Origin of the sequence: Algibacter sp. L3A6, assembly GCF_009796825.1 — a bacterium.
Classification (GTDB): Bacteria; Bacteroidota; Bacteroidia; order Flavobacteriales; family Flavobacteriaceae; genus Algibacter.
Genome location: NZ_CP047030.1, coordinates 311,717 through 334,394, shown reverse-complemented (window position 1 = coordinate 334,394; position 22,678 = coordinate 311,717). Strand labels below are relative to the sequence as shown.

Here is a 22,678-nt window from a genome sequence, read left to right as displayed (position 1 = left end):
GAATTTGACTTTTTATTTAATCGCAAAAAGCGGCAACCAATTAACTAAAAAAATAAGAAAAATGAGCGATCACAAATTATCAACTAACGCATTACACGCAGGACACGATGTAAAAGCAAACGGAGGAACGCAAGCCGTGCCAATTTACCAAACATCATCGTATGTTTTTAACGATTCAGATCATGCAGCAAACCTATTTTCATTAAAAGAACTAGGTTTTATTTATACCCGTTTAAACAACCCAACCAATCAAATTTTACAAGATCGTTTAGCGGCTGTAGAAGGTGGTGTTGGAGCCGTTGTTTTTGCTTCAGGAACAGCAGCAATTTCAACGGGGTTATTAACACTTTTAAAATCTGGAGACCATATTGTAGCGTCTAGTAGTTTATATGGTGGTACGTATAATTTATTGAATGTAACCTTACCTCGTTTTGGTATTACAACTACGTTTGTAGATGCGTCTAACCCAGAAAATTTTAAAGCAGCAGTGCAAGATAATACTAGAGCATTTTTTGTAGAATCTTTAGGGAACCCAAAATTAGATGTTTTAGATTTAGAAGCTATTGCAGTACAGTCTAAAGCGGCCGGAGTGCCTTTTATTGTAGATAATACAGTGGCTACGCCAGTATTATTAAACCCTCTAAAACATGGAGCGGATATTGTTATTCATTCTTTAACTAAATATATTGGAGGGCAAGGAACGTCTTTAGGCGGTGCTATTGTTGACGGAGGAACCTTTAATTGGGCTAACGGAAAATTCCCTGAATTTACTGAACCTTCTGCAGGTTACCACGGATTGAAATACTACGAAACTTTAGGTGCGGCTTCTTATGTTTTTAAATTAATATTAGAAGGTTTACGTGATTTTGGTGGTGCTTTAAGTCCGTTTAACTCCTTCCAAATTATTCAAGGTTTAGAGACTTTACCAGTAAGAATAAAACAACACAGTGCAAATGCATTAGAGATTGCTAAATGGTTAGAGGCTCAAGAGGAGATTGCATGGGTAAACTATCCTGGTTTAGAAAGCAGTAAATACAAAACTTTAGCAGATAAATATTTACCAAAAGGGCAAAGTGGTTTAGTCACTTTCGGGCATAAAGGTGGTTTTGAAGCGGCAAAGAAAATTGCCGATAATACCAAGTTGTTTTCTTTACTTGCTAATATTGGAGATACAAAATCTTTAATTATTCACCCAGCAAGTACAACGCATCAACAATTAGATGAAACAGCGCAAGAAGCTGCAGGAGTGTCTAGCGATTTAGTGCGTTTATCTATTGGTCTTGAAGATATTGAAGATTTAAAAGCAGATTTACAAGCTGCTTTTGCAACGATATAATTAGTAAAATAATACAACATCCTGCAAGGTTTTGCGATCTTGCAGGAAACAAAATAAACCGACACGATTTTAAAAATGGTGTCGGTTAAATAAAAACTTAGTCGGTTTTAAAAACATAAAGAATTGAAGCACCCATTGCAACATATTACTATTAAAAATTATCGCACTGAAAGCGATGTGCTTAATGCTGAACTTAATTTAAGTTATCAAGTGTTTGGAAAACCACTGGGTAGTGCACCTATTGTGTTAATAAATCATGCCTTAACCGGAAACAGTGATGTTGCTGGCGAAGATGGCTGGTGGTTAGATTTAGTTGGCGATGATAAAGTAATCGACACAAAACTATACAGCGTTTTAGCATTCAATATTCCTGGAAATAGTTACGACGGTTTTGTTGTTGAAAATTACAAGGATTTTATAGCACGCGATGTCGCAAAAATATTTTTGCTAGGTTTAAAGGAATTAAAAATAGGAAAGCTTTTTGCTGCTGTTGGAGGTTCTTTAGGAGGTGGAATTGCTTGGGAAATGGCGGTTTTACAACCCGATTTCACCGAAAATTTGGTGGTTATTGCAACCGATTGGAAATCTACCGATTGGCTTATAGCAAACTGCCAGATTCAAGAACAGTTTTTAATAAATTCAAAAAATCCGGTGCACGATGCGCGAATGCACGCCATGTTGTGTTACCGCACTCCAGAATCTTTTAAAGAGCGTTTTCATCGTTCTAAAAATGTAGATTTAGAGATTTTTAATGTAGAAAGTTGGTTGTTACATCACGGTAAAAAGTTGCAAGAACGTTTTCAGCTTTCAGCTTATAAATTAATGAATCAGTTGCTTAGAACAATTGATGTTACCAAAAATAGACCAGAAGATTTTAATGTCTTAGAAAATATTAAAGCGAATATCCATATTGTAGGTGTCGATTCCGATTTGTTTTTCACAGCAGAAGAAAATAGAGAAACACACAAACAATTAGCATTAACCAACCCGAATGTTACGTACAACGAAATTCATTCGGTACACGGTCACGATGCGTTTTTAATGGAATACGAGCAGTTAGAAAAAATTATAGAAGGCATTTTTGTGCCAGATTCAAAAAAGAAAAGAATGAAAGTATTAAAGTTTGGAGGCAAATCTTTAGGCAATGGCGAAGGATTGAATAATGTAATTACCATTATTGAAAATAAAGTTAATAATGGCGATAAAATTTCGGTTGTGGTTTCAGCGCGTGGCAATGCTACCGATGAGTTAGAAGCCGTTTTAAATCTAGCTGCAAAAGGTATAGATTACAAAGCGCAACTTGAAACGTTTAAAACCTATCAAAAAGAGCCTTTAAAAACTATTGATTTTACTGAAGAATTTACATTGCTTGATAAATTATTTGAAGGTGTTAGTTTACTTGGAGATTACAGCGGAAAGATTAAGGATACTATTTTAGCACAAGGCGAATTATTATCTATTAAAATGGTTGCAGCTTTATTGAATGAAAAAGGTATAAAGTCTAATGCGGTAGATTCTAGAAAACTAATAAAAACTGATGAGAACTTCGGAAATGCAATTCCTATTGCTAAATTATCTAAAGATAATGTCACTGCTTTTTTCAAAGCACATAAAGATGCTGTAAATGTAATTACAGGTTTTATTGCGTCTAACTTAAAAGAAGAAACAACGACTTTAGGTAGAAATGGAAGTAATTACACAGCAGCCTTAATTGCAAATTATTTAGATGCTGAAGAGTTACAAAATTATACACACGTAAACGGTATTTACACGGCAAACCCTGATTTGGTTGCCGATGCTCAAAAGATTAGAGAATTGTCGTTTAGTGAGGCGAACGAGTTGGCCAACTTTGGAACCACTATTTTGCATGCCAAAACCATCATTCCTTTAGTTGAAAAAAATATTAACTTACGTATTTTAAATACCTTTAATCCAGAAGATGAAGGCACCTTAATTACAGCAAAACCAAGTGCTAAAGAAGTGACATCGCTTTCTGTTCTAGATAACGTAGCACTTTTAAACCTTGAGGGGCGTGGATTATTGGGTAAAAGTGGTGTAGATGCTCGAATTTTTAGAGCGCTAAGTATCCACGATATTAGTGTGAGTATTATTTCTCAAGGTTCATCAGAGCGTGGTATAGGGTTGATAATTAATGCAAACCAAGCTACACAAGCGGTAATTGCTTTAGAACGTGAGTTTGAAAACGATTTCTATTCGCAAGATGTTAATAAAATTGATGTTGTGGACGATGTGTCTGTTATTTCTATTATTGGTATCGAGTTAAGTTCGTTCCACAAACCATTTAATGCGCTTATCAAAAACCAGATTACGCCGTTGTTATTTAACAATACCGTTACCGGAAGAAATATAAGTTTAGTGCTTAAAAAATCGCAATTACATAAAGCTATGAACGTGATTCATGGTGAGATTTTCGGAATTTCTAAAAAGATAAACATTGCCATTTTTGGACACGGAGGTGTTGGAGGCGCTTTGATTAATCAGATTTTAAAATCCAGAAGCGATATTGAAAAACGTAAAGCGATTAACTTAAATGTGTTTGCTATTGCGAATTCTAAAAAACAACTTTTAAGTAAAAATGGTGTTGATGCTAATTGGGAGGATGCTATTAAAACGGTAGAAACAGAAAGTTCTATTGAGGATATTATTGCTTTTGCAAGAGAAAATCATTTAGAAAATTTAATTGCAGTGGATAATACGGCGAGTCCAAGTTTTTATGAAAACTACATCCCTTTAATAGAGGCTGGTTTCGATTTGGTATCTTCTAATAAAATTGCAAACACCATTTCTCATAAATTTTATAAAGATTTACGTGTTCAGTTAAAAGAAAATAAGAAACAATATTTATATGAAACTACGGTTGGCGCAGGTTTACCGTTAATTGATACTATTAAGTTATTGCACGAATCTGGTGAGAATATTACTAGAATTCGTGGGGTGTTCTCGGGAACGTTGAGTTATTTATTCAATAATTTTTCTGTTGAAAATAAACCGTTTAGTGAAATTATTCAGGAAACTATCGACAAAGGATTTACAGAACCTGACCCAAGAGAAGATTTTTCAGGAAATGATGTAGCTAGAAAGCTATTAATTTTAGCGAGAGAGTTAGATTTGCATAATGAGTTTGAAGATGTTTCGGTACAGAATTTAATTCCTGAAGCGTATCAAAATATATCTGTGGAATCATTTTTAGGACAATTAGATGTTTTAAATGAACAATACCAGGCTGTAAAAGATAAGCAAGAGCCAGGACATGTATTGCGTTATATTGGTGATTTATCGGGAGATTTATCTCAAGATAAAGGAGTTTTGGAGGTTAAACTCGTATCTATACCGAACGATAGTACTTTAGGACAAATAAAAGGTTCGGATGCTATTTTTGAAATATTTACTGAGAGTTATGGTGAGCAACCTATCGTGATTCAAGGTGCAGGTGCTGGAGCAGAGGTTACAGGGCGTGGTGTGTTTGGCGATATTTTACGATTATCTAAGCATATCAATTAATATTGTTTTTCTATTTCCGCGAAGGCGGAAATCTCAGATTTGTCAGGTTTTTAAAATCTAATAGGTCTTTGGAAGAGAACAAAAAATCCTGTTGGTTAGAAACGAACCATAGCAGGTAAGTGCATTAGGGATTGATGCGGCATCCTTTTTTGTTTTTCTCAAAAAAGATATAGCGGAAAGCCCGACCCGATAGGGGAATGCCCAAATAAAAATATTAAAAATAAATCTTTGAGGTTTTTTAACCTTTATTGAATAGTGGAAATAAAATGAGCGAGAATAAAAAACATTTTGAAACAGAAGCGATACGCACACAGAGTGAAAACACACAATTTTCGGAGCATTCGGTACCTTTGTACTTAACGTCTGGATTTGTGTTTGAGGATTCTGAGGAGATGCGCGCGTCTTTTGCGGAGGAGAAACAACGCGATTTATATAGTAGATATAGCAATCCTAATGTAAACGAATTTGTAGATAAGGTTTGTAAAATGGAAGGTGCAGAGGCTGGTTTTGCTTTTGCAAGTGGTATGGCTGCTGTGTTTTCTACATTTGCAACGTTGTTGGATGCTGGAGACCATGTGGTGTCTTGCAGTTCTGTTTTTGGTGCTACGCATGGTTTGTTTACTAAGTATTTTCCGAAATGGAATATTGAATGTTCATATTTCAATATCAATGAAGTTGAAACCATAGAAAGTTTAATACAGCCAAACACGAAATTTATTTATGCTGAAACGCCTACAAACCCAGGTGTTGATGTGTTGGATTTAGAGTTTTTAAGTGCTATTTGTAAAAAGCATAATTTACTGCTTGTTATTGATAACTGTTTTGCAACGCCGTATTTACAGCAACCTATAAAATTTGGAGCAGATTTAGTAATTCATTCTGCAACTAAATTAATGGATGGCCAAGGGCGTGTGTTAGGTGGTGTAACTGTTGGTAAAAAGGAATTAATTAGAGAAATTTACTTATTTTCGAGATTAACAGGACCGTCTATGAGTCCGTTTAATGCTTGGGTATTATCTAAATCTTTAGAAACTCTAGCGATTAGAGTTGAAAGACATTGTGAAAATGCATTAAAATTGGCTACATTCTTAGAAGCACACCCTAAAGTAAAATGGGTGAAATATCCGTTTTTAAAGTCGCATCCTAAATATGACATTGCTAAAAAGCAAATGAAAATGGGAGGAAGTATTGTGGCTTTTGAAGTTGAAGGTGGCATAGAAGGCGGGAAGTCGTTTTTTGATAGTATAAAAATGTGTTCGTTATCTGCTAATTTAGGAGATACTAGAACTATTGTTACACACCCGGCAAGTACTACGCATGCTAAAGTTGAAGCGTCTGTAAAAGCAGCTGCAGGTATTACTGATGGTATGGTGCGTTGTTCTTTAGGTTTAGAACATATTGATGATATTATTGCCGATATAGAGCAGGCTCTTGCTTAGATTTTACATTTAGTTTACTGAATAGCTATTGTTTTTTTAGTTTCACATGATTTAACATGCTATTTTTATAAAAATTATTTACATCATGAAATTATTAAATATTGTTTGTGCGGTTTTGTTTTTAACTGTTGGGTTTAGCTGTAATTCTAGTGATTCTGGAGAGGAAGAGCAGGTTGATATCTTAGATGTATCTACAGTTTCTGAGTTTTCAGCAAGTGAAGAAACAAAATCAATAACAGTAACGGCTAATTTGTATTGGTACACAGCTAATAATAATGATTGGATTACTTTGTCTCCTACAAATGGAACTAATAATGGTACTATAAATATCTCTGTAACAGCAAACCCAAATACTACTGTGCGAACGGGTTCTGTAAGTGTTATTGGTGGTGATATTTCTAAAAATATAACAATTACTCAGGCAGCAAAAGCTGAAAGTACAGGAGTTTTAGACGCTAATGTGGCACCTTCCAAAAATTTCGATTTATCGACTTGGAATTTAAGTATACCAGAAGATGAGGGTGATGGTACATCTGTTACCGTAACGGTTGCTCAAATAAATGCAGATTATCAAAACAGTAAATATTTTTATACTAATACCGATGGTGGTATGGTTTTTAAATGCTCTGTGGCTGGTTTTAAAACCTCTCTAAATACAAGTTATACTCGAGTAGAATTACGCGAAATGCTACGTGGTACTAATACAAGTATTAAAACGCAAGGTGTGAATAAAAACAATTGGGTTTTTGGATCGGCACCTACCGCAGATATAAATGCAGCGGCTAGTTTCGATGGTGAAATGAGTGCTACTCTGGCTGTAAATTATGTAACTACAACTGGAGATGATAGCCAAATTGGTCGTGTTATTGTTGGACAAATACATGCCAATGATGATGAGCCTATTCGTCTTTATTACAGAAAACTGAAAGATAATGCTTTAGGTGGTATCTATTTTGCACACGAACCTATGGATGGTTTTGGTAGCGAGCAATGGTACGATTTAATTGGTTCTAGAAGTAGTTCTGCTTCTAACCCAGAAGATGGTATTGCTTTAGGTGAAAAGTTTTCGTATAAAATTAAAGTGGTTGGTAATGCTTTAACCGTTACTATTTCTAGAGAAGGTAAAGCCGATATTATAAAAACTATTGATATGGTGAGCAGTGGTTACGATAAAGGCGGGCAATATATGTATTTTAAAGCTGGTGTTTACAACCAGAATAATACTGGAGATGCTGATGATTATGTACAAGCTACTTTTTATTCACTTGAAAAAAGCCATACAAATAATTAATTTTTAAACTTATATTTTTTAAATAAGTATACTATAGATAAGAGAAAAAGAGCTCCAATAATCCAATAATAGGTGTTATTTGAATTGTTTTTAAAACTTATAGCATCTGTATTCCCTATAATATAAAAACTTCCCCAATAAAATGGGTTGGTGTAAAATGCTTCTGTATTAGCCAGGTATTTTAATTTAGCTTGTTGGAGTGCTTTGGGTTTATTCATGCCTTTTTTTAGGTTTGAATAAAAACATTTCATTAATTCGGGAGTGCTTTTGTCATGTACTTCCCATTTGCTTAATAGTAAGCTTTTGGCTCCTGCGTATTGAAAAGCGTTTCCTAAACTCATTATACCTTCCCCGTTAGCAATTTCACCTATACCAGTATTACAAGCACTTAATACAACAAGATTTGCGGGAATATTTAAAGCAAAAAGTTCATGATTGTATAAAATGTCATCCTCTATGGTGTCTTTGCTTTTTGTGAAGAACAATTTTGAGTTTTCTGGATTTTCATTATCAACCTCTCCATGTAAGGCTAAATGTAGAATGTTATATTTTTCTACATTTTGTTTAAAGGTAGATTCTACGGCGTTAACTCCATAATAATATTGACCATCTATAATTTTAGATATCATGTCAATTTCTTTTCTCGCACCAGGTAAATCTTCTTTAATATCATTAGCAGGAGAAACGCTATTTTTATTCGGTTTTTTAGTACTTGGTACGTTTGAATATGAAAAGGCGAGACACTCTTTTAAGGTTTTAGATTCTGAAGTGTTTTTTACAATAGGATTGAATAATAAATCTGCTGAATTGGAATAAGAGATGGCATACTTTTTCAGTAAATATGGCAGTTCTCTGCTATTTTTATTGTTGTTATTCGTGAGTAATAAATCAAAATTTAAATACCATAATATATCATCTGGGATAATTATTAATTCATCACCTATCAGTTTTTCATCTAGGGGTTTAATAAGTTCTTGATATAAAATTGATGCTATTTTTTTATAAGCATTTAGATTTTCGGAAGTTATTGATGCATTAAAGCGTTCAATTTTTTTATCTAATTCAGAAATTGTTAATTCTTTTATTGAAATATCATTTTTTGAAATTGTAAAGGCGTAGATTTTACTTTCAGTAGAGAAAAACTCTAATACCGTCGTTTTATTATTTATTTTATCTTGAATATCCTTAACAGAAAAGGACTCTGTTTTATGCTTTAATTGATAATATTTGGGATAGTCCTTTTTAAGTACTTTTATTAAAGAATCTTTCTTTTGATTAATAGTAAATAATTCGTTTTCAAAGCTCTTAATTTTATCTGTATCTAAAATGTTTTCAGATTGTTCTGCAACAATTTGTGATTGATAGTAGGCTATATCTGATTTGATACTTTTTTCAAAATCCAAGAGTTCACTTGGTAGGTTTGAGAAGTTTTTAGCATTAATATCATTGAGTAAATCTTTTAAAGTATTAGATCTGCTTTTTTCGGTAAAGTGCCATGCGTTTATTAGATGTTTTTTTTCTGTTGTATTTTTATACTGTAATACATGTGCAGCAATAGCATCTGCATAAATTGCTTTTGCTTGTTCTGCTAACACTAATTTATCTTGATGATTATTTATTGATTCACGGATATAATCTATAATATAATCCGCTTGATAATATAGTGTTGCACTTTGTTCTAGCAGCTCGTTATCCTTAGTTTGGATAGATTGAAGTTCTAATGTCTGTGCCTTTTTATGTGTCGTTTTTAATAATAATTGGTGATCAAAATAATTATTAGGATTAAAGGTCGCGCTATTATTCGCATCTGCATTTTTAGAGTTGGAAACAAGAGCGCTATCTAAATATTTTAAGGCAATTTTGTAGTTTTCTTTTTTATAATGGGTAATACCCATATTGTAGTGGAAATTTGAAGCTAGTAAATGCGTAGCTCCATATATTTTTTGAGTTAATTTTAGTCCTTTTTGATTATAATTTAAAGCTTCATTATAAAACTCATATTTATATTTGAGTTCTCCTAATAGCTTTAGTGAATATGCTGTTTCAAGATGATTACCTAGTTTTTCTTGAATAGTTAATCCTTTTTTAGAATATTTTAGAGCTGTATTATATTCTCCTTTAGAAGAATATAGAGAACCAATATTGTCATACAGTTTTGCTATTTTATCTTGGTTTTTATCTAAAGTGGTTTTGTAATACTCCAAAGATTTGTTTAAATATATTAGAGCGTCATCATAGGCTCCCAACATGCCGTAAGTATTGCCAATATTCATGTAAATTAATGACAGTAAAGAAACCTCTTCTTTAAAATGCTCAAGAGTTATTGCTAAGCTTTTTTGGTAGTAATTTAGAGCCTTATTTAATTCTCCTTGAGATTTTAGTATATTTCCGGTATTGTTGTAAACACCTAAAATCCCTTTATAATAATCATTTTTAACAAAATAGGGTAAAGATTTTTGGTAATACATCATAGCCTTATCATCTTGCATAAGATCAAAATAAATAAGTCCGATGTTTATATAGCTAAAGCCAATATTTATATGGTTTTTTTCTAATGATTTTATATCAATATTTAAGCTTTTCTCTAGGTATTTTAATGAAGTGTGTAAGTCTCCTAAATTATAATAACAGAGGCCTATATTATTGTACCTATTTCCTATAACTTCATCGGTCTCTTTATGTGCCTTCAAAGAAACCGTTAAGGCTTCTTCAAAAAAACTTAAAGCCGTTTTGTAGTTAGACTGAATAAAATTTAAACGTCCTAAACCCGAAAGCGATATCGAGATACTCTCATGGTTTGTTGATAGTTTTTCCTTTTTAAGCTTTAAACTTTTCTCGTAAAATTTTTTTGCCTTATTATAATCTAAAGATTCCTCGTAGCAATTGCCTAATTTATAATAGCAATCTGCTGTTTTTTTGAAAGCACCTGTTTTTTCATATACGTTAAGAGCTTCATTAAATAAAAAAACAGATGTATTAAAATCTCTTTTTTTTAAGAGTGAATCTGCTGTTTTGTAATTTATAGAAGCAGCTAAAGTGTCAGCTTTTTTTTGAGCATGCAAACTAGGTGTAAAAAGAAAACTAACTAAGATCCAAAAGAAAAATAGATGTTTATTCATTATCTTGAGTATTGAAAACGTTAAAAATATTTGTTACTAGATATTTTTACTTTTCACTCTCTTAGTTTCAATTCTTCAGTTTTGTTTCTAGGTAATTCTACAAATTTTTCGGCAGTTTCTATATCGCCTTGTTCAAGATAAATAAGGCCTTTATACCAATTTGCTACTTTAGATTTTTTACCTGTAGGGTATTTAGAAAGCGTGTCTAATGTTTTTAAAGCAGTATCCGAATCCTCTTTTTTATAGAAAGATAAGGCTCTAAGCAGTAAAACATCTTCATAATAAATAGTATCCGCTTTATAATCACTAAGTAAGTTAATGGTAGATTGGTAATTCATGTCGCTATAAGAGCTATAAGCACTGCTAACGAGGCTTTTTAAAGAGTCTTTTTTAGTACTACGAATGGTATTAAAATTCAAACCAATTTTTTTATTCCAAGAACTAGCAATTAATTTATTTAAGTCTGGTTCTTGAAATGTGGAATTAAGTTGCCAAATAAAAAATGTTATAACAAAACCTGCCGCAATAGCAGCAATCCATTTCCATGGTGTTTTTTTTGTCGCTATTGTTGTTTCCTTATCGTTCAATAGGGGCTTCCATTTTTCTGTTCTTGTCTGTTTATCTTTATCTGGATAAGTCGTGTTTACTATATCGTTGGCTGCCTTATAAGCTTCGCATCTTTCGCGAAATTTTATGTCGAGCAATATTCTTTTTTCAAATTCCTTTAATTCTTCATAAGAAAGGTCTAAGTCGAAAAAACGTGTAATTAAGTCTAAATCTTTTTCTGGAATCATTATTAAGAATTATTTTTTTTCAAGTTAATTAAAGCTTCAGTAACTTTTTTAACTAGTCTTTTTTTACAATTATATTTTGCTTGTACTAAAGCTTGGTAATTATTATACCCCATTTCTTGTTGTAAATCTTTTAATTTTATATTGTTATCGAGCTCTGCCTCAATAAGTTTTTTGCATTTATCACATAACACATTAATGGCAATAGATAAGGCCTTGTGCTTTAGTGAAATATCGTTTTCTAAATCTATTTTTTCCTGCTCTGTTACCAAAATATCATTCTTAGCTTTATTGAGGTTGTGTGCATTATTATCTACTAAAATAACAGAGTTCCATGGCTGTCTTTTTTTATGTAGCCATGCGTTTCGGCACATCATATAAATATAGGCTATACTATTAAGAGGTAGTTCTTCTTGTTTAATAACAAAGCGTTCCCAAAATTTATGCATAGATGTTATAAAAACGTCTTGCGCATCGTCTCTTGAGTTCGTGAGAGCGGTTAGTTTGGGTAATAGTTTTTTGAAAGTATCTTCAAAAAATCTATTAAAAGGAAATTCATTTCCATTAACGGCGCTATCAATTATTTTTTTGATATTAATTTCTGTCATAGGGAACCACAATGATACTAAAAATAAAGATATCTGCCTTTCTGAATTTCTTTCAGTTCTGAGGGGAAATAAAAAAAACTTGTTATTATTTTTTTAATCTACATCATATACGTGGGAAGCCATGGTAATAGCCTTTTCTTATTTTTAATAAGGGCGTTGTGTTGTAAAAATGGTTTCTCAAAAAAAGCGGTAGCCGAAAAGCTTATACAAATAGAGTAGGTGTTTAAATAAATTTTTAAAATGAAAAAATTATCAAATTTTAAAGACAGCAAAGTAGAGTTGAAAAATGTTAATGGTGGAACTACGTTTTCTGTTCAAGCTATAAACGCATATCCAGGAGGAGATTCTACTCCAGGGAACCACGTGTCAGCTTTTACTTCTGATATTAATGGAGTACATAGTTACACTGATCTAGAATTAAATTACACATTTAAACCACGATGGGTTAATTAAAACTAATCAAAGACACTCTAATCTTTAGAGGTTTGGGTGTCTTTATTTAAGAAGCATAGGTCTATAAGAAATAGAGAATATATAAAGTAAAACAATTTAAGATGAAAAAATTAAATGATTACCGTGATTTTCAATTGCAAACTAAAGCAACAAAAACCGTTTTTGGAGGAACTGGAGATAACGGAATAATGAATGGGAATTGTACACCAGATCCTATAGGTGATGAAATAAGAAAGAAATTAGGATTATAATACTTAAAAGCGGTAGCCGAAAAGCTTATAAGAATAGAGTAGGTTTAATAATTAAATATCTAAAAACATGAAAAAATTATCAGATTTTAAAAGCAGCAAAATATATTTAGAAGAAATTCAAGGTGGTTCTTATGGTAATCCTTCTCCAAAAATATCAGGTTGGGTAGTTTGGGAGCATCCTGGAGGAGCTTCTACAGCAGGGAATACTCAATCATTGGTTCATGGAGATATTAGTCAAGGATCATTTTATTAATAATTAGTTAATATTAAATATGCTCAACCCTTAACAAGGTTGGGCATATTTCTACTTATGGTTTTACTACTAACAAATAGCCAACATGATACTACACCAGAAAGTGTAATAGATTGGTTGTCATATTATAAACAGGACTTTAAAAGGCTTCATGCAGAAAATTATTCTAATTGGGATCTTAAAAATATCGAAAAAGTGAGTACCGTTTGGTTTTGGAGATGGGGTTTCGTTAAAGGGCTTCCTCAAACCACTGTTGTTGATAATGAAAAAAATATAATTACTTTAAATGATAATATTAGAGATGAAAATAAAATGCTATCTCAATATTTTATGTATTTGCTTAAATCTAAAAATTGGCTATCTCACCCCAGTTCTATCGATGTTAATAAATTAATTGTTTTAGATGAAGCAAAAGCAGTGGGATTTAATATTCCTGAATATAAAATTATAAATAGTAAAAAGCAACTTCAAAATTTCAAAGAAGAACACGGTAGAGTAATAACAAAAAGCTTGGGGAATACATTTCCTTTATCGAGTAGAGCGTGCTTTACTATGTTTTACACAAAAGAAATTACTAATATAGAGGTTATTTCTTCTAAATTTCCAAGTTCATTTATTCAAAAATTTATACCCAAAACACTCGAAATTAGAACATTTTATTTCAATAAGGAAATTTTTTCTATGGCTATAATGACGCCTAATTCAGAGGTAGATCATAGAGAGTATAGTAAAGATTTACGGAAGGTACCATATCAACTTACAAAGGAAGTTGAAGATAAAATTCACCTTTTAATGGAAACCTTAAATTTAGAAACGGGCTCTCTAGATTTTATGTTAGGGCAAGATAATCTTATCTATTTTCTGGAAGTTAATCCGATTGGGCAATTTTCTATGGTATCAGAACCTTGTAATTACTTTTTAGAAAAAAAAGTAGCATTACACTTAAAAACACTAAATGAAAAAAAACATTAAACAAGGGGTAGAAAATTTGTCTTTATTATATCAGCTTTCTGAAGCTAAAGAAATTGGAGGAGGTACACCTATTCAACCAGTTGTTCCAAGGCGCCCAAATCGAGTTATAAAAATGGAGGTTTATGAGTCTGTTAAAACACCTACAGGCAGTGCTCCAAAACCAATAAGTAAAAGCTTTAATTTTTTTTAATGAAATATTTTTTAATTTTTTCGAACTGTACGCTAACTATAGGTGCAACTAGAACCGTGATAAGTGATTTACAAGAAAATAAACTTTTTTTTATACCCAATGAATTATATGATATTCTAATTGAGCTAAAAAACACACCTCTTATTCAGGTTAAGAATAAATTAGATCTAGAGACCCAAGAAACGCTTATGGAATACATAAACTATTTTATAGACGAGGGTATAGGTTTTTATACAAGTTCTCCTGATAGTTTTCCAGATTTCCCTTTAGAATATGATACATCAGAAGTTATTAATAATGCGATAATCGATTTAGATGAAAAATCGGATTATGATATTAAAAAAGTAATTAATAATCTTACAGATGTTCAATGTAAATATTTAGAAGTTAGAGCTTACACTACTTTAAGCTTAGAGCAAATGGAGGGCATTATAGAGTATTGTTCTAAAGGCTACTTTAAAAATGTTGATTTCATAGCTCAGTATTCTAATGAAGAAAATTATGTAGAGCAGGTTAAAACTTTAGTATTAAATTCTCCTTTAATAGGTCGCGTTCTATTGCATAGCGCTCCAAACGATTATGAAGACGATTTCATAAAACAAACTAAAGCTGTAATTCTAAATAATACCTGTTGTGGTGTTGTTAATCAAGGCTATTTTGTGTCTACAATAGCTGTTTTTACAGAAGCTCAAAATCACAATACTTGTCTAAATAAGAAAATTTCGATCGATGTTAATGGGGATATTAAAAACTGCCCAAGTATGTCTAAAAGTTTTGGAAATATAGAAAATACATCTTTTGAAAAAGCTTTAAAGGTTAAAGATTTTAAAAAATACTGGAATGTTTCTAAAGACGAAATAGAGGTTTGTAAAGACTGCGAATTCAGATATATCTGTACAGATTGTAGAGCTTATAAAGAAGACCCGGATAACGATTTCTCAAAGCCTTTAAAATGCGGTTATAGTCCGTATACAAACGAGTGGGAAGATTGGAGTACAAACCCATTAAAAGCAAAAGCTATAAAAAGTTATGGCATGTCTCATCTAATCAATACAAATGATTAAAAAGTTTCCTTTTTATAAACAGCTCGATTTTAAAGATTGTGGTGCCACTTGTTTAAAAATAATAGCAAAGCATTATAATAAAATAATCCCTTTACAAGAGTTACGTACCTTAAGTGAAACTACTAGATCAGGAAGTAGTTTGGCAGGATTAAGTGATGCGGCAGAAAGTATAGGGTTTAGGACACTTGGTGTAAAAATTACTTCGGAGCAATTAGAAGAAGCACCGCTACCTTGTATTTTACATTGGAATAAAAACCATTATGTTGTTTTATATGAAATAAAAAATGGCATATATCACATATCAGATCCGGCTCATGGATTGCTTAAATATAACCTATCCGACCTTTTAGAATATTGGATTGGTAATAACGCGAGCTCAGAAACCGAAGAAGGTATTGTTTTATTATTAGAAACAACACCTAATTTAAAGGAGTATGCTACAACAACTAATGAGGCTGATAAGGATTTTAGTTTTTCGTTTATATCAAAATATGTATTAAAATATAAGCAGTTTTTATGGCAATTAGTTATCGGGCTAATTGCGGCTAGTTTACTTCAGCTTGTTTTTCCGTTTTTAACGCAAAGTGTTGTCGATGTTGGAATAAAAAATCAAGATGTACACTTTATATATCTTATTTTATTTGCCCAATTAGCTTTGTTTATTGGGCGCACAGCTATTGAGGTTATTAGAAGCTGGATTCTATTACACTTAAGTGCAAGAATAAATATATCGCTGGTTTCAGATTTTTTTGTAAAACTCATGAATTTGCCAATAGCTTTTTTCGATACGAGAATGACGGGAGATATTCTACAACGTATAAACGATCATAAACGTATAGAAAGTATTTTAACCACATCGTCGTTAAACGTGCTCTTTTCTATGGTGAATCTTGTTATTTTTAGTATTGTTTTGGCATACTATAGTTTACAGGTTTTTAGTGTGTTTTTTATAGGAAGTTTTCTTTATTTTTTATGGATTATTATTTTCTTAAAAAAACGTAGAGATTTAGATTACAAGCGTTTTTCTCAAGTAAGTCAAGAACAAAGTAAAGTTATTGAGCTTATAAATGGGATGCAGGAAATAAAATTACATAATGCTGAAAAACAAAAGCGATGGGGTTGGGAGTTTTTACAAGCTAAACTATTTAAAGTATCCATAGAGGGGTTAGCACTCGAGCAATACCAAACGGTGGGTTCTGGTTTTATAAATGAAGTAAAAAATATTTTAATTACCGTACTCTCTGCTAAATTAGTAATTGATGGTGATATTACCTTAGGGGTGATGTTGGCTATTACATATATAGTAGGGCAGTTAAACTCGCCAATAGCGCAACTTATAGGTTTTATTAGAGAAGTGCAAGATGCTAAAATATCGTTAGAGCGCTTGGCAGAAATTCATAATAAAGAAGATGAAGAGCAGCAAGGTGCTAATAAAATAACAGACCTTTCTCAAGATGCAGATTTAAGCCTCGAAAAGGTTTATTTTAGTTATACAGGGGCAGATCAAATGGTTTTAAAAAATCTTGATTTAACTATTCCTTCAAATAAAATTACAGCTATTGTCGGCACTAGTGGTAGTGGTAAAACCACCTTAATGAAATTGCTCTTAAAATTTTACGAACCTAATGCTGGAACTATAAAACTTGGTAATTACAATTTACAACATGTATCTCAAAAAGCATGGAGAAACCAATGTGGTGTAGTGATGCAAGAAGGCTATATTTTTAGCGATACTATTGCTAACAATATTGCGGTGGGCGAAGATTATATCGATAAAGATAAGTTGGCACATGCGGTAGATGTTGCCAATATTAAAGACTTTATAGAAGTCTTGCCATTATCGTACAATACTAAAATAGGCATGGAAGGTGTGGGCTTAAGTACTGGACAAAAGCAACGTCTGCTTATTGCAAGAGCGGTTTATAAAAACCCAGATTTCTTGTTTTTTGACGAAGCAACTTCTGCTTTAGATGCAAACAATGAAAAAGTGATTATGGAAAAGTTGAATACTTTTTTTGAAAATAAAACGGTAGTTGTTATTGCTCACAGATTGAGTACTGTAAAAAATGCAGACCAAATTGTTGTCTTAGATCAAGGCAAAATTGTGGAAATTGGGAATCATGAAGCTTTAGTAAAGCAAAAAGGGAATTATTATAATTTGGTTAAAAACCAATTAGAATTAGGGAAATAGCATGTCAGACAAACTAGAAGACATAGATTTAAGGAGCGAAGAGGTTCAAGAAATACTTAGCAAAGTACCACATTGGATGATACGTTGGGGAAATGTATTATTTCTTGTATTAATAATATTGCTGTTGTTTTTGTCTTGGTTAGTAAAATATCCAGATATCATTGCATCAGAAGCTTTAATTACAACTAAAATACCACCGCAAAAAGAATATGCTAAAATTACAGGTAAGTTAGAAGCGATTTTAATAAAAGACAATCAAGAGGTTAGTAGTGGGCAGCGTTTGGCTATTTTAGAAAATACGGCTAATTATAAAGATGTATTTAAGCTTAAATCGATTATAGATACTATAACTTTAAATAGACAATATTTTAAGTTTCCAATAGATAGTTTACCTCTTTTGTTTTTAGGGAATATTGAATCTCAATATGCTTTATTTGAAAACAGCTATATACAGTATCAATTAAACAAAGAATTAAAACCTTATTCCAATGAGGCCGTAGCAAATAGATATTCCATTTCAGAATTAAATAGAAGATTACGAAGTCTTCAATCTCAAAAAGAAATTAATAAAACGGAATTAGACTTTAAAAAGAAGGATTTACAGCGGTTTGTATCATTGTTTGATAAAGGTATTATTTCGGCTCAAGATTTCGAAAATAAACAACTAGAAGCAGCTCAGGCAGAACGTAATTATAAGAATTTTGAATCTTCAATATCTCAAATTAGAGAAGGGATAAGTAACGCAAACCAAACTTCTAAAGGCACTGAAATTAATAGGGTGAAAGAAGAAATGGTATTGCTTAAAAATGTTATTCAATCTTTTAATCAATTAAAAAAAGCAGTTAGAGATTGGGAGTATCAGTACGTTTTACAATCTAATATTGAGGGTAAGGTTTCGTTTTTAAATTTTTGGAATTCTAATCAAACCGTTAATCAGGGCGATTTGGTTTTTACAATAATTCCTAGCGGAAATTCCTCGTTTATAGCTAAGTTAAAAGCACCTGGTCAAAATTCAGGAAAAATTAAAATTGGTCAAAAAGTGAATTTAAAAATAGAAAATTATCCTGATACAGAGTTTGGTGTGCTTAACGGAGTTGTTAAAAATGTTTCAATAGTACCTGATGTAAACGGCTTATATGTCATAGATGTAGAATTGCCTAAAGTACTAGTGACTTCTTACGGAAAAACCATTGATTTTAAACAAGAAATGCGTGGTTCTGCTGAAATTATTACTGAAGATTTACGTTTAATAGAACGTTTTTTCTATCAGTTTAAAGAGGCTTTAAGACGATAAATAATGATGATATAAGTTTTATATAAATACATTGATGTACTACCTTTTAGTGTTTTAGAAAAACAAGATGTTACTAATTATAAAACTTCTCCAAAATAATTATATTAGCAAAGTGTTTTAAATAACTATATTTACCACATGCTATCTAAAAAAACTAAATACGGACTAAAAGCACTAACGTTTCTTGCTAGATCAGAAGGCGATGCGCCAGTGCAAGTTGGTACTATTGCTAAAAGTGAAAACATTCCTCAGAAATTTTTAGAAGGAATTTTGCTAACCTTAAGGAAGTCTGGTATTCTAGGGTCTAAAAAAGGAAAGCATGGTGGTTATTATTTAAGACAAGAACCTTCGGAAATTAAAATGACGGATGTAATGCGTGTTCTCGAGGGACCAATTGCTATGGTGCCATGTGTGAGTCTTAACTTTTATGAAAAATGTGACGATTGCCCAGATGAGCATGCATGTAGTGTGCACAAACTCATGATCATGGTACGCGACAATACACTAAAAGTGCTACGAAACAATACGTTAGCCGATTTGTCAAATATCAAATCTTGATAAAATCATGAGAAATTTTCGGTTTTCTATAAATTTTCTTCAGTTTAACCCGAAAATATTTCATTATCCTAAAAAATTCATAAAACCTATTTGTTATGTGTAAAAATGTATTACATTTGTAATCCCTACTAAAACGGTAGGATTAATATAAGATTAAGAAAATGATAGCGCAAATGTTATTAAAAAATAAAGAAAAGTCCACTTACCAAGAAGATGCAGTTGGAGAAAAACCAATTAGAAGTGTAGCGAAAGCTTTAAGCTGGAGACTTATTGGAACGTTAGATACTTTAATAGTTTCTTATTTTTTAACAGGTGAACTTTCGGTAGCAGCATCTATCGCATCGGTAGATTTTGTAACCAAAATGATACTATACTTTTTTCACGAGCGTATTTGGAATTCAGTTAAATGGGGGAAATAATGATAGAACAATCAGAATTAAATACATTAAATGAAGCTTTTAAAAACGCTTCACCAGCAGAAATAATAGCTAAAGCTTTTGAATTAAGTGATAAAGCTGTAGTAACAACAAACTTTAGACCTTATGAGGCTGCTATTTTGCATGCCGTAAATACGGTTAAAGCTAAAACGGCAGTAGTTTGGTGCGATACTGGTTACAATACGCCACAAACATATAAGCATGCAGAGCAGGTTATAAAAGACCTAGATTTAAATGTGTTTTTATATGTGCCAAAACAAACATCTTCACATAGAGATGTTGTTATGGGGATACCAAATGTAGACGATCCAAAACACGCCTTGTTTACAGAACAAGTAAAGTTAGAGCCTTTTACAAGAGCTATGGCAGAGCATAACCCAAAAGTTTGGTTTACAAACTTACGCCAAGGGCAAACGGCTTTTAGAGATAGCATTGGTATTTTTAGTGTTAGTAAAGCTGGAGTATTAAAGGTTAGTCCGTTTTACTTTTGGAGCGATGAAAAATTAGATAAATATTTGGAAGAGAATAACCTGCCAAATGAGTTTAAATATTTCGATCCAACCAAAGCATTAGAAAATAGAGAGTGTGGTTTACACGCTTAAAACAATATAAATTAGAATATTCCGCGAAAGCGAAATAACAAAAAGAAATTATGAATAAAGACACATCAAATATAAATTCGTTAGAAAACGAGGCTATATACATTATGAGAGAAGTGGCAGCGCAATTTGAAAAACCTGTGTTGTTATTTTCTGGAGGAAAAGATTCTATTACTTTGGTTAGATTGGCTGTTAAAGCTTTTTACCCAGCAAAAATTCCTTTCCCTTTAATGCATATAGACACTGGGCACAATTTTCCTGAAACTATCGAATTTAGAGATCGTTTATGTAAAGAATTAGGTTTAGAGCTAATTGTACGTAACGTTCAAGATTCTATTGATGAAGGTAAGGTGAAAGAAGAATCTGGTCGTTATGCAAGTAGAAATATGTTGCAAACTACTACGCTTCTTGATGCTATCGAAGAATTTAAGTTTGATGCTTGTATTGGTGGTGCGCGTCGTGATGAAGAAAAAGCAAGAGCTAAAGAACGTATTTTTTCTGTTCGTGACGATTTTGGTCAATGGGATGAGAAAAACCAACGTCCGGAGTTATTCGATATGTTGAATGGTGATATTGAGCACGGACAAAACGTACGTGTATTCCCTATTTCTAACTGGACAGAATTAGATGTATGGTCTTATATAGAACAAGAAAATATTGAAATTCCTTCAATATATTTTGCTCACAAACGTAAAGTATTCTTAAGAGATGGCATGATTTGGTCTGCAGAAGACGATGTTGTTTACAGAGATGATAATGAAGAGGTGTTAGAGAAAATGGTTCGTTTTAGAACGGTTGGAGATATGAGTTGTACTGCAGCGGTATATTCAGATGCGGTTTCAATTTCTAAAGTAGTAGAAGAAATTAGAGACTCTACTATTTCTGAACGTGGCGCTAGAATCGATGATAAACGATCTGAAGGTGCTATGGAAAAACGTAAACAACAAGGGTATTTCTAGAAATATCAATTTTGTTATTTCCGTGAAAGCGGAAATCTTTTAAAATGAATACAAATTAGGCTTTTAGCCAACATTATAATAACAATGGAAGTATTAAAAATTGCAACAGCAGGAAGTGTAGACGACGGTAAAAGTACCTTAATCGGTCGCATCCTTTACGATACAAAATCATTAACTTCAGATAAGCTAAAAGCTATTGAAGATAAAAGTGAACAACTAGGGTATGATTACCTAGATTTTTCATTAGCCACAGATGGTTTAATGGCCGAGAGAGAACAAGGTATTACTATTGATGTAGCACATATATATTTTTCAACTAAAAAGAAAAGTTACATTATAGCAGATACTCCTGGCCACGTAGAATATACACGTAACATGGTTACTGGAGCATCAACATCTCAAGCGTCTATTATTTTAATCGATGCACGTAAAGGTGTTATCGAGCAAACTAATCGTCACTTTTTTATCAATAACTTACTTAGAGTTAAAGATGTAGTTGTTGCTATTAATAAAATGGATTTAGTTGATTTTTCAGAAGAGATTTACAATAAAATTAAGGCTGATTTTTCTGAATTAATGAGCAAAAGAGATTATCAAGATCAAAAAATAACATTTATTCCTGTAAGTGCATTACAAGGTGATAATGTTGTAAACAAATCTGATAAAATGCCTTGGTATACTGGTGATGCTTTATTACAGCATTTAGAAGATTTAGATAAAAATGATGTTTATAATGTTGGTACACCACGTTTCCCTGTGCAGTATGTAATTCGTCCTAAAACTGAAGATTTTCACGATTTTAGAGGTTACGCAGGAAAAGTTTACGGTGGTGAATTAAGCGTTGGAGATGATATTATTGTTTTACCATCTAAAACAAGATCTAAAATTAAAGATATTTATTTCTACGACGAAAAGTACGAAACCGCTTCTAGACGATCTTCTGTAACTATTACTTTAGAAAACGATATTAATGTATCTCGTGGAGACATGATTGTTAAAGAAGGTGATTTACCAACTATTGACAAACAATTTACAGCTAATGTATGTTGGATGGATTCTGAAAACTTAACCGTTGGAGGTAAATATATTGTTCAACACGGTGTTAATAAAGTATTAGCTAAAGTTGATAGAATTAACCATAAAATTAATCCTGATTATTCAGGAATAGATAAAGAAGCAACATCTTTAGGTGTTAATGATATTGCGTCGGTTTCATTTAAATTAAACAAACCTATCTTTTTTGATCAATTCAAAAACCATAGAACAAACGGTTCGTTTATTTTAATCGATCCACAATCAAATAACACGGTTGGGGCTGGTTTTATCCAGTAACAAATAATAAAAAATATTT

20 protein-coding genes are annotated in these 22,678 nt (G+C 32.1%); 17 read left to right on the top strand and 3 right to left on the bottom strand.

The features are described from left to right. Window positions 1-61: 61 nt before the first annotated feature. From GQR98_RS01375 to GQR98_RS01360, 4 genes are all read left to right on the top strand, one after another. On the top strand, window positions 62-1,336 hold the full coding sequence (locus tag GQR98_RS01375; RefSeq protein WP_159017939.1) for an O-acetylhomoserine aminocarboxypropyltransferase/cysteine synthase family protein: 1,275 nt from the start codon (window positions 62-64) through the stop codon (window positions 1,334-1,336). A gap of 123 nt (window positions 1,337-1,459) precedes the next feature. Next, complete coding sequence (gene thrA, locus GQR98_RS01370; protein ID WP_159017938.1) at window positions 1,460-4,858, top strand: bifunctional aspartate kinase/homoserine dehydrogenase I; 3,399 nt, start codon at window positions 1,460-1,462, stop codon at window positions 4,856-4,858. Window positions 4,859-5,124: 266 nt separating this feature from the next. Further along, window positions 5,125-6,297, top strand: coding sequence for a trans-sulfuration enzyme family protein (locus GQR98_RS01365; RefSeq protein ID WP_159017937.1), 1,173 nt, complete (start codon window positions 5,125-5,127; stop codon window positions 6,295-6,297). A gap of 85 nt (window positions 6,298-6,382) precedes the next feature. Continuing rightward, window positions 6,383-7,588, top strand: a complete 1,206-nt coding sequence (locus GQR98_RS01360) for a polysaccharide lyase family 7 protein (protein WP_159017936.1) — start codon at window positions 6,383-6,385, stop codon at window positions 7,586-7,588. Here the strand turns inward: GQR98_RS01360 and GQR98_RS01355 are convergent. The 3 genes from GQR98_RS01355 to GQR98_RS01345 are packed head-to-tail and all read right to left on the bottom strand — an operon-like array spanning window position 7,585 to window position 12,106. Beyond that, on the bottom strand, window positions 7,585-10,707 hold the full coding sequence (locus GQR98_RS01355; RefSeq protein ID WP_159017935.1) for a CHAT domain-containing protein: 3,123 nt from the start codon (window positions 10,705-10,707) through the stop codon (window positions 7,585-7,587). The two genes, GQR98_RS01360 and GQR98_RS01355, sit on opposite strands and share 4 nt — an antisense overlap. A gap of 53 nt (window positions 10,708-10,760) precedes the next feature. After that, window positions 10,761-11,501 (bottom strand): tetratricopeptide repeat protein, encoded by a 741-nt coding sequence (locus GQR98_RS01350; protein ID WP_159017934.1) that lies wholly within the window; start codon window positions 11,499-11,501, stop codon window positions 10,761-10,763. A 2-nt stretch (window positions 11,502-11,503) separates the two neighbouring features. After that, window positions 11,504-12,106 carry a hypothetical protein gene (locus GQR98_RS01345; protein WP_159017933.1) on the bottom strand — a complete coding sequence of 201 codons (603 nt, stop codon included), beginning with the start codon at window positions 12,104-12,106 and terminating at the stop codon, window positions 11,504-11,506. Between the two features lie 240 nt (window positions 12,107-12,346). On the opposite strand from GQR98_RS01345, the gene GQR98_RS01340 reads away from it, so the two are divergent. The 13 genes from GQR98_RS01340 to GQR98_RS01280 all read left to right on the top strand — a co-directional run bounded on the left by GQR98_RS01340 (window position 12,347) and on the right by GQR98_RS01280 (window position 22,659). Next, on the top strand, window positions 12,347-12,559 hold the full coding sequence (locus GQR98_RS01340; protein WP_159017932.1) for a hypothetical protein: 213 nt from the start codon (window positions 12,347-12,349) through the stop codon (window positions 12,557-12,559). Between the two features lie 101 nt (window positions 12,560-12,660). Continuing rightward, complete coding sequence (locus tag GQR98_RS01335; RefSeq protein WP_159017931.1) at window positions 12,661-12,810, top strand: hypothetical protein; 150 nt, start codon at window positions 12,661-12,663, stop codon at window positions 12,808-12,810. 67 nt (window positions 12,811-12,877) lie between these two features. Beyond that, window positions 12,878-13,063 (top strand): hypothetical protein, encoded by a 186-nt coding sequence (locus GQR98_RS01330; protein WP_159017930.1) that lies wholly within the window; start codon window positions 12,878-12,880, stop codon window positions 13,061-13,063. A 57-nt stretch (window positions 13,064-13,120) separates the two neighbouring features. Continuing rightward, on the top strand, window positions 13,121-14,035 hold the full coding sequence (locus GQR98_RS01325) for a hypothetical protein (protein WP_159017929.1): 915 nt from the start codon (window positions 13,121-13,123) through the stop codon (window positions 14,033-14,035). After that, window positions 14,019-14,225: a hypothetical protein gene (locus GQR98_RS01320; protein WP_159017928.1), complete on the top strand. Its 207-nt coding sequence runs from the start codon at window positions 14,019-14,021 to the stop codon at window positions 14,223-14,225. Before GQR98_RS01325 ends, GQR98_RS01320 begins: the two co-directional genes overlap by 17 nt. Beyond that, window positions 14,225-15,289 (top strand): grasp-with-spasm system SPASM domain peptide maturase, encoded by a 1,065-nt coding sequence (gene gwsS, locus GQR98_RS01315; protein WP_159017927.1) that lies wholly within the window; start codon window positions 14,225-14,227, stop codon window positions 15,287-15,289. Before GQR98_RS01320 ends, gwsS begins: the two co-directional genes overlap by 1 nt. Then, window positions 15,285-17,480, top strand: a complete 2,196-nt coding sequence (locus tag GQR98_RS01310; protein WP_159021053.1) for a peptidase domain-containing ABC transporter — start codon at window positions 15,285-15,287, stop codon at window positions 17,478-17,480. Before gwsS ends, GQR98_RS01310 begins: the two co-directional genes overlap by 5 nt. A gap of 1 nt (window position 17,481) precedes the next feature. Beyond that, complete coding sequence (locus GQR98_RS01305; RefSeq protein ID WP_159017926.1) at window positions 17,482-18,774, top strand: HlyD family secretion protein; 1,293 nt, start codon at window positions 17,482-17,484, stop codon at window positions 18,772-18,774. 138 nt (window positions 18,775-18,912) lie between these two features. Beyond that, window positions 18,913-19,332 carry an RrF2 family transcriptional regulator gene (locus GQR98_RS01300; protein ID WP_159017925.1) on the top strand — a complete coding sequence of 140 codons (420 nt, stop codon included), beginning with the start codon at window positions 18,913-18,915 and terminating at the stop codon, window positions 19,330-19,332. A 173-nt stretch (window positions 19,333-19,505) separates the two neighbouring features. Beyond that, on the top strand, window positions 19,506-19,751 hold the full coding sequence (locus GQR98_RS01295) for a DUF2061 domain-containing protein (protein WP_410488894.1): 246 nt from the start codon (window positions 19,506-19,508) through the stop codon (window positions 19,749-19,751). Continuing rightward, entirely contained in the window at window positions 19,751-20,371 is a 621-nt protein-coding gene (locus GQR98_RS01290) for a phosphoadenosine phosphosulfate reductase family protein (protein WP_159017924.1), read from the top strand. Before GQR98_RS01295 ends, GQR98_RS01290 begins: the two co-directional genes overlap by 1 nt. A 50-nt stretch (window positions 20,372-20,421) precedes the next feature. Then, the gene (gene cysD, locus GQR98_RS01285; RefSeq protein ID WP_159017923.1) at window positions 20,422-21,327 is read left to right on the top strand and encodes a sulfate adenylyltransferase subunit CysD; all 906 of its coding nucleotides are present in this window, start codon (window positions 20,422-20,424) and stop codon (window positions 21,325-21,327) included. Window positions 21,328-21,411: 84 nt separating this feature from the next. Further along, window positions 21,412-22,659, top strand: coding sequence for a sulfate adenylyltransferase subunit 1 (locus tag GQR98_RS01280; protein ID WP_159017922.1), 1,248 nt, complete (start codon window positions 21,412-21,414; stop codon window positions 22,657-22,659). Window positions 22,660-22,678: the final 19 nt, after the last annotated feature.

Coding starts and splice junctions, on each gene's coding strand:
- GQR98_RS01300 (WP_159017925.1), top strand. CDS start 18,913: ATGCTATCTAAAAAAACTAAATACGGACTAAAAGCACTAACGTTTCTT.
- GQR98_RS01295 (WP_410488894.1), top strand. CDS start 19,506: ATGTTATTAAAAAATAAAGAAAAGTCCACTTACCAAGAAGATGCAGTT.
- GQR98_RS01365 (WP_159017937.1), top strand. CDS start 5,125: ATGAGCGAGAATAAAAAACATTTTGAAACAGAAGCGATACGCACACAG.
- gwsS (WP_159017927.1), top strand. CDS start 14,225: ATGAAATATTTTTTAATTTTTTCGAACTGTACGCTAACTATAGGTGCA.
- GQR98_RS01335 (WP_159017931.1), top strand. CDS start 12,661: ATGAAAAAATTAAATGATTACCGTGATTTTCAATTGCAAACTAAAGCA.
- GQR98_RS01305 (WP_159017926.1), top strand. CDS start 17,482: ATGTCAGACAAACTAGAAGACATAGATTTAAGGAGCGAAGAGGTTCAA.
- cysD (WP_159017923.1), top strand. CDS start 20,422: ATGAATAAAGACACATCAAATATAAATTCGTTAGAAAACGAGGCTATA.
- GQR98_RS01325 (WP_159017929.1), top strand. CDS start 13,121: ATGGTTTTACTACTAACAAATAGCCAACATGATACTACACCAGAAAGT.
- GQR98_RS01290 (WP_159017924.1), top strand. CDS start 19,751: ATGATAGAACAATCAGAATTAAATACATTAAATGAAGCTTTTAAAAAC.
- GQR98_RS01330 (WP_159017930.1), top strand. CDS start 12,878: ATGAAAAAATTATCAGATTTTAAAAGCAGCAAAATATATTTAGAAGAA.
- GQR98_RS01375 (WP_159017939.1), top strand. CDS start 62: ATGAGCGATCACAAATTATCAACTAACGCATTACACGCAGGACACGAT.
- GQR98_RS01355 (WP_159017935.1), bottom strand. CDS start 10,707: ATGAATAAACATCTATTTTTCTTTTGGATCTTAGTTAGTTTTCTTTTT.
- GQR98_RS01345 (WP_159017933.1), bottom strand. CDS start 12,106: ATGACAGAAATTAATATCAAAAAAATAATTGATAGCGCCGTTAATGGA.
- GQR98_RS01340 (WP_159017932.1), top strand. CDS start 12,347: ATGAAAAAATTATCAAATTTTAAAGACAGCAAAGTAGAGTTGAAAAAT.
- GQR98_RS01360 (WP_159017936.1), top strand. CDS start 6,383: ATGAAATTATTAAATATTGTTTGTGCGGTTTTGTTTTTAACTGTTGGG.
- GQR98_RS01350 (WP_159017934.1), bottom strand. CDS start 11,501: ATGATTCCAGAAAAAGATTTAGACTTAATTACACGTTTTTTCGACTTA.
- GQR98_RS01280 (WP_159017922.1), top strand. CDS start 21,412: ATGGAAGTATTAAAAATTGCAACAGCAGGAAGTGTAGACGACGGTAAA.
- GQR98_RS01320 (WP_159017928.1), top strand. CDS start 14,019: ATGAAAAAAAACATTAAACAAGGGGTAGAAAATTTGTCTTTATTATAT.